The organism is Vibrio sp. 10N.222.48.A3, assembly GCF_041475345.1.
Taxonomy (GTDB): Bacteria; Pseudomonadota; Gammaproteobacteria; order Enterobacterales; family Vibrionaceae; genus Vibrio; species Vibrio tasmaniensis_A.
The window spans coordinates 1-7840 of record NZ_JBFRVX010000136.1 but is presented as its reverse complement, the minus strand read 5'-3'; the positions used below and the strand labels follow the sequence as shown (position 1 = coordinate 7840).

8 protein-coding genes are annotated in these 7840 nt (G+C 44.9%); 3 read left to right on the top strand and 5 right to left on the bottom strand.

Annotated elements, in window-relative coordinates:
• Positions 1-715, top strand: a 715-nt coding sequence (folD, locus tag AB4653_RS05135; protein ID WP_372103485.1) for a bifunctional methylenetetrahydrofolate dehydrogenase/methenyltetrahydrofolate cyclohydrolase FolD, incomplete at its 5' end; no start/stop codon positions are given.
• Positions 716-886: 171 nt separating this feature from the next.
• On the opposite strand, the gene AB4653_RS05130 is transcribed toward folD, so the two are convergent.
• From AB4653_RS05130 to AB4653_RS05110, 5 genes are all read right to left on the bottom strand, one after another.
• Positions 887-2701, bottom strand: coding sequence for a sodium:proton antiporter (locus AB4653_RS05130; protein ID WP_009848492.1), 1815 nt, complete (start codon positions 2699-2701; stop codon positions 887-889).
• Positions 2702-2886: 185 nt separating this feature from the next.
• Positions 2887-4086: a NupC/NupG family nucleoside CNT transporter gene (locus AB4653_RS05125; protein WP_009848493.1), complete on the bottom strand. Its 1200-nt coding sequence runs from the start codon at positions 4084-4086 to the stop codon at positions 2887-2889.
• Between the two features lie 205 nt (positions 4087-4291).
• Positions 4292-5212: a LysR family transcriptional regulator gene (locus tag AB4653_RS05120; RefSeq protein WP_009848494.1), complete on the bottom strand. Its 921-nt coding sequence runs from the start codon at positions 5210-5212 to the stop codon at positions 4292-4294.
• A gap of 188 nt (positions 5213-5400) precedes the next feature.
• A complete protein-coding gene (locus AB4653_RS05115) occupies positions 5401-6399 on the bottom strand; it encodes a lytic transglycosylase domain-containing protein (RefSeq protein WP_009848495.1) in 999 nt (332 codons plus the stop codon).
• 30 nt (positions 6400-6429) lie between these two features.
• Complete coding sequence (locus AB4653_RS05110; protein WP_009848496.1) at positions 6430-6720, bottom strand: YcgL domain-containing protein; 291 nt, start codon at positions 6718-6720, stop codon at positions 6430-6432.
• Between the two features lie 219 nt (positions 6721-6939).
• Here AB4653_RS05110 and minC point away from each other — a divergent pair, with 219 nt between their 5' ends.
• Complete coding sequence (gene minC / locus AB4653_RS05105) at positions 6940-7602, top strand: septum site-determining protein MinC (protein WP_009848497.1); 663 nt, start codon at positions 6940-6942, stop codon at positions 7600-7602.
• Between the two features lie 22 nt (positions 7603-7624).
• A partial coding sequence (locus AB4653_RS05100; protein WP_372103481.1) for a P-loop NTPase occupies positions 7625-7840 on the top strand: 216 nt, incomplete at its 3' end.

The window sequence follows — 7840 nt, the reverse complement described above, 5'->3', positions numbered from 1 at the left end:
GGTTTACGTAGGAAGTAAACGTAAAGCATGTGAAGAAGTTGGCTTCGTATCTAAATCTTACGACTTGCCAGCCACTGCGACAGAAGACGAATTATTAACACTGGTAGACCAACTGAACGAAGACCCGGAGATTGACGGTATTCTTGTTCAACTTCCTCTACCAGCTGGTATTGATAGCACTCAAGTTCTTGAGCGCATCACGCCGGAAAAAGACGTTGATGGCTTCCACCCATACAACGTAGGTCGTTTGGCTCAGCGTATGCCTAAGCTTCGCTCTTGTACGCCTAAAGGCATCATTACGCTGCTTGACCGTTATAACATCGACTTACGTGGCAAACACGCGGTTGTGGTTGGCGCATCAAACATCGTAGGTCGCCCAATGACGTTAGAGCTTCTTCTAGCCGGTTGTACGACGACAACATGTCACCGCTTCACCAAAGACCTTGAGGGTCATGTACGTCAAGCAGATGTTGTTGTGGTAGCCGTTGGTAAGCCTAACTTCATTCCTGGTGCTTGGATTAAGAAAGGGGCTGTTGTGGTCGATGTAGGCATCAACCGTTTGGAATCTGGCAAACTCGTTGGCGACGTTGAATACGATGTCGCGAAAGAGAGCGCAAGCTTCATCACACCAGTTCCGGGTGGTGTTGGTCCAATGACTGTAGCAAGCCTAATTGAGAACACAATGATTGCTTGTGAGCAGTTTCACTCGAAATAGTCCGCAATGACAGCTTCGATAGTAATACCGTTGGCATGAATTGCCTCGCCCTAGAGTAAAACAAGCTAGAGCAAAATTAGAAAGCCGCAGCGTGAAAACGTTGCGGCTTTTTTGATACTTAGCTATTCGTTTTTGAATCAGGGCAACTCGCTTTTGATGCAGTGCTCGTTGCTACTTATCTGATATCTCGACTTTTTCCGTCTGTTCAGAAGGCGGCGATAAACTAATGATCGCACACTCCGTTGATACCAGTTTTTCCAAATCAGAACCTTGTGTCACTAAACGGAAATCACCGCCAGTAATCACACCGAGTGGAATCGCTTTAGGATACAGGGCGTTAAACTCATTAAGGTCAAACGCTTCGGTCAAACCTGTACTCTTTACTTGGCAGCCTTGAGCCATCAAGGAGTTAAGCTTGGAATAGGTAATTCCTTCCGAAAACAGACTTCTGTTGCCATCTCGACTCACTGAATGCCTTTCGTGTTTAGTTTCTGTCGATTCAAGCTCAAACACCTTGTTTTCACCAAACTCATCTTGATAATGCATACTGACTAATGGGTTGGTTTGACGATAAGGCGAGACGATCATGGCGCGCCCTATCCCATCCAATTCCAGATTATTTTCCGCGTGATTTGAGGCTGGGTTACCAAAATAAACATTCAGATTATCCATACGCGCTAAGCGAATGCTCTCCCAGTTGGTATCGGCAAGTACACTGTTGATGTTGTGTGTCGCCAGCACTTTGGCAAACTGGCGTGAAAAATGAGTCGCACCAAAGAAGATAACCCCTTGTGCCTTCTCTTGAGTCACACCCAACCTTCTCGCCCACCAACTCGCGGTTAGGCTCTGAATCACAACCGTGCCTATGATGACCAAGAACACCATGGGAACCAGTAAATCAGCCCCTTCAATCAATTGCTTCTCTTGAAGTTTGATAGCAAACAGAGAAGAAACTGCGGCAGCAACGATCCCGCGAGGCGCCATCCAGCTCAAAAACCATTTATCTGCTGAGGTAAGATCCGTGCCGATCCCGCTGATCCACACACTCAGAGGACGAGCCACCAGCATGACGACCGCTAATAAGCCAATTCCGCCCCAACCTATCGAGAGGAAAGTCCCAGAATCGAGTCGACTCGCCAGTAAGATAAACAAGGCGGAAATGAGTAACACGGTTAGGGTCTCTTTGAACTCTATAATATCTTCAAGATCCAACCCTTTCACGTTGGCGAGCCAGATACCCATGATGGTCACGGTTAATAGGCCAGACTCTTCACTCAGATCATTAGAAAAAGAGAACGCCGCCAACATCAACGTTAGAACAGCCACGTTACGCAAATAGTGCGGAACCCAATGCCCTTTCAGCATCTTGGCAATCAAATAGCCGCCGATGATCCCTAAGCCTAAACCGATGGCTAGAGTCAGCCCCAAGGCCGACAGTACATGGCTGGTAGGATCGGCTGAAGAGACAATGTATTCGTAAACAAGAACAGCAAACAGGGCGCCAATCGGATCAATCACTATCCCCTCCCAGCGCAAGATACTCCCTAACGAAGATTTGGGCTGAATGCTGCGCAGCATGGGAACAATAACGGTTGGACCCGTCACCACCACTAAGGCAGCAAACAGCGCGGCTAATGGCCAACTGAAGTCCACAAAGTAATAAGCACCAACGACAATGCACGCCCATGTAATCAACATGCCGATACTCACTAGGTGCGTCACCATGCGACCATGACCTCTTATTTCCTTGAAATTCAGGGTCAATGCACCTTCAAACAAAATGATGGCGACACCTAATGAAATCAGCGGAAATAGCACGTCACCAAAAATGGCATCGGGATTAAGGATGTTAAGACCGGGACCTAAAAGTAGGCCGACAATAAGAAGAGGAAGAATAGCTGGAAGACGTAAGCGCCAGCCTAACAATTGACACGTTAAAGACAGCAGTCCAATTAACGCCAAAGAAGAAGTAATCGACAAATCCATTTGTGCCCCTAAAAAATTTGCACCACACCTTGTGATACAAACCTATTTGCTGAAACAAGAAAGCCTATGTCATTAAACTATAGGCTCTCTTTTTCATGCTAACCGAATATTAGTGTGATTAATCAGTCACTTTACTATAGGGGAAATAAAGTGACTGACTCATCCACTCTGTACTTATCATCTAGCTACAGAGAAAGCACCACGCCAGCGATCGCAGCGCTCATTAAGTTGGCAAGCACACCCGCACAAATCGCTTTGAAGCCATATTGTGAGATGAAAGAGCGACGCTCTGGAACTAAGCTACCCAAACCACCAATCAGAATCGCCATGGTAGAGATGTTAGCAAAACCACATAGTGCAAAAGTAACGATCGCTTTTGAGTGCTCACTCAGTGCATCTTTTACGTCCATTAACTGGATGAAAGCTACAAATTCGTTCACAACAATCTTATTACCGATCAGCGAACCTGCAACCACAGCTTCAGACCACGGTACACCGATCAGCCATGCAACGGGTGCGAACACATAACCTAGGATAAGTTCGAAGCTTAGGTTTACGCCAAACCAGCCACCAACAATACCTAACAAGCCATTCAGCATCGCAATCACACTGATAAAGGCTAGAAGTGTCGCACCCACCGCAACGGCAATACGAAGTCCAGACATAGCCCCATCTGCCATTGCCTCAACTACGTTTGTTGCTCGTGGAATCTCTACACCAGACTCAATATTTTCTTGAACATCCTCTGGGCTGCCTGGTACTAAGATTTTAGCCATCAATAGACCGGCTGGTGCCGACATAAATGCCGCAGCGATCAGATAGTTTAGGTCAACACCCAGCGATGCATAACCCACTAGCGTGCCGCCAGCAACAGAAGCCAAACCACATACCATCACAGCAAACAGTTGTGAGTCCGTCATATGTTTTAGGTAAGGCTTAACCACCAATGGCGCTTCGATCATGCCAACAAAAATGTTTGCCGTTGCAGATAGTGACTCCGCACGACCTGTGCCTAGAAACTTCTGCAAAGCACCGCCGATTATGTTGATCACCTTTGGCATAAAGCCGATGTGATACAAACCTGAAATCAATGCAGAGAAAAAGATAATGATGCCGAGAACGTTAATAGCGAAAACAAATCCGTTATTCGTTAGGCCACCGAATAGGAAGTTAATCCCCTCTTGACCGTAGTTGATCAAGCTAGACACCGCACCAGTAGCTGCATTCAGCGCTTCTTTACCCATTGGCACATAAAGAACCAATAGCGCGAATGAGATTTGCAGTAAGAAAGCCAAAGAGACAGTTCTTAGCGGGATATTTTTTCTGTCCGTAGATAGTAACCAAGCGGCTACTAAAATAGTGATAATTCCAAGTAGGGAAGCCATATGCGTCAACCTAAAAGTTGTAGGTAGGAAAGGCGACGCATTGTATAGAGGAAATCGTTTGCGGCAAGGTGCGGTTGTTAATGTGATGTTGGGATTATCAGCAACTTGCCCAAGGTTAGATTAAAGCATTGAATTTTAATGGATTAACTTGTTCAAAAAGCATACTTTTTCCATATGGAAATTATATTTATGAATTAGGAAACAATTAACGATGCAGCTCAACGCAAGTTTTGAGGTTTTTGTCCCAATACGTCGGCGAACCAACATGCTGTTTGATGAACTCAATCACTGCTGAAAGCTTCTTTGGCATGTTCTTTCGACTCGGATAGACGGCATAGAATGGCATCAACTGACTGGCTCTCCATTCTGGTAATACTTGGATTAACTTGCCTGTTCTAAACTCCTCTTTGACTAAATAAGTCGCCAAATAAGCAACACCCCACCCAGATACAGCTGCGTCTCGTACCGCTTCAGCTAAATCCACCGAGTAATCGCCCGCCACTTTGACACTGAGGTTTTCTTGCCCGTTATCAAACGCCCATGACGTGTAGTCTCGTTCACGGCTGCGATAGATAAGACAATTATGGTCAATCAGATCAGATGGCACATGAGGAGTGCCAGCTTTAATCAGATAATCCGGTGATGCGGCTACCACAAATTGGCTGTCGGCTAAACGCTGCGCTATATAACCTTCTGGCAGGTCTTCATTATTGGTGATCCAAAGATCCAAGCGCTCCTCAATCATATCCACTTTGTAATCGAACAAATGCACTTCAATTCTCAGCTGCGGATAGAGCTGTCTGAGCTGATCAATCGCTGGAATGATATGCAGTGTGCCAAATGACTGAGACAAGCCTATGCGGAATATTCCAGAAATGTCGTCACGCTGGCTATCCATATCCATTTGAGCCGCTTTCACCGTATTGAACAGCTGCTCACAATGCTGATAGAACACTTCCCCTGCTTCAGTTAGTGTCAGGCTGCGTGTGGTTCTTTGCACCAGCTTGATACCTATCGAATCCTCGAGCAAAGCAACTTGCTTACTGATGTGAGACACCGACACATTCAAACTTTTTGCTGCACTGGTAAAGCCTTCATGCTTGATTAACGCATGGAATATCACCATCTGTGCGGCTCTATCTGTTAGCACAAGGCCACCTTTAAAAATCTCTGAAATATAAAAGAAAAAGGACTCCGAAGAGTCCTTTAGTTCGTTCTGCCTATGGTAGGCCAAATGCTATTCAAAGCGACCTAAATCTGTTAACCAAATTAGCTCTAATAACCAAATTAAGGCCATTAATCAAATTAGGTCGATTAATCAAACTTAATTCTGTCTGCTAGGTGGCTAACTGCCAACGCAAAGTAGTAAGAACGATTCCACTTCATTAACACATTGTAGTTGTTGTAAATGAGGTAAGAACGGCCAGTTTCATCGTCTGGCATAATTAGCCAAGCTTTAATATCTTCATCAAGCGTTGGTAGTGGGCGATCGTCAAAGCGCTTAATACCGAGTTCAGACCACTCTTTTAAGTATTTCGCTTTGTCTTCGCCTCGGCCTTGCATTTCAATAGACACAGTCGACGGTACGTGAACCTGACGGCCCCAAGTATATTTGTCATCCCAACCCGATTGGCTGAGATAATTCGCCGCTGAAGCAAATACATCTTCTTCAGTACCCCAAATATCTTTCTTGCCATCGCCGTTACCGTCAGCGGCATAAGCTAAGAATGAGCTTGGCATAAACTGAGGTTGTCCCATCGCACCAGCCCAAGAGCCTTTCATCTCTTGTGGTGCAATATGGCCTTGATCAAGAATCTTCAACGCCGCCATCGCTTCGCTACGGAAGAAGGCTTCTCTACGTCCTTCATAGGCCATAGTTGTGAGAGCATCAATAACACTGTAGTTACCCGTGAACTTACCAAAGTTACTCTCAACACCCCATAGCGCGACAATGAATCTTGGTTGAACACCATATTCATCACCAATGCGCTTCAACGCTGAATAATGCTTCTTATAAAGCGATCTCGCCTGCTTCACTTTCCAATCTGGAACCGCGCGTGGAATGTATTCATCCAGAGTCAGTTTTTTCTCAGGTTGATTCTTATCGGCTTTCACCGCTCTTGGCTTAAACGTCACACCATCAAAGGCCTGATCAATGATCGTTTCAGAGATGCCTTCTGCACGGCCTTGCTGCTTTAGTTTCTCTACATATTGCTCAAAGCTCAGCTCTTCAGCCTGAACTGAACCAATCGTCAGGCTATTACCCAATAGTAATGCCGACACAGCCAATATGGTTTTCGAAAATTTACTCAACGATCACTCCTCCCTGAATTAAGGTAGCTATCACTCTTCGTCTTGAACGTTTTGCTGAGCTTTACGCTCTTTATGAAGTTCAAGTTCATTAACCGGTGGTGGCGGAACCTGCAAAAAGAAACCATCGGTGTTCAGTGATTCTCTCACTTTATCGATGTTCACTTGCGCCAGTTTACGGCCATCCATTTTAATTACCATTACAAAACTAGGTTTACCAAACATTTGCATCAATGCGTCAGGAACTTGTGAGAAATCATCCTTCTTAGGGATATAAAGGTATGTTCCTTCTTTCTTTGAACTTTTATATATAGAACACAGCATGACAAACCTTTTTATTGTTTATGACTACAAAACTCTCACTTACGAGATCAATAGTTTATGTTAAGGGAAATATTGGGAACAAAACGTTCATTTGACAACAAGATTACTTGCTGTGCTTGGTTTGGGAATATAACATGATAAACCAAGTTTCAGGCAACGCCCTTTATTTTATTGATAAAGAAATTGTACCAATCCGCTATTGAGGTCCTGTAGTTTTCGATGTCTAGTAATCCAGATCTAAAAGGTAGCAGTTTTACGCTATCTGTTTTGCACTTATCCGATGATCAAGTCGAAAATGCGGTGTCTTTTCTTCAAGAAAAAGTAAACCAAGCTCCCACTTTTTTCGCTGCTGCGCCTGTTGTTATCAATATTAGCAAAGTCGCGGGTGATATCGATTTTGTGCAACTGAAAGAGGGTATATCTCAAGCGGGCATGATCCCAGTAGGTGTGGCTGGTTGTTCGGATAAACGTATGCAGAACCTAGCGAAAGAAGCTGGTTTTGCAGTGATGACAGCCAGTAAATCGCCTTCTCAAGCTCCAGCGAAGATGGCTCCGATAAAAGTGGTGAGAACGCCTATTCGTTCTGGTCAGCAAGTGTATGCAAAAGATGGCGATCTATTGATCCTCAGCCATGTGAGTGCTGGCGCAGAAGTCATAGCCGATGGCAGCATCCATATCCATGGTACTTTACGCGGTCGTGCGATTGCAGGCGCGAGTGGTCAAACTGAAGCAAAAATAATTTGTAATGATTTACAAGCCGAGCTGGTTTCCATTGCTGGAAATTACTGGCTCAGCGATCAAATTGAAAGCGAGTACTGGCAGAAGAAAACCATGTTCAGTATGGCAAACGATGTATTACACGTTGATGTCCTCGCAATATAAGAGAAATAAAAAGGAAAACAAAATGGCACGCATTATCGTTGTAACGTCAGGTAAAGGCGGGGTAGGCAAAACGACCTCCAGTGCAGCTATTGCCTCAGGCTTAGCTTTAAAAGGGAAGAAAACCGCAGTTATCGACTTTGATATCGGTCTGCGTAACCTAGATTTAATCATGGGTTGTGAGCGTCGTGTTGTGTACGACTTCGTTAACGTTATCAATGGCGAAGCGACACTGAACCAA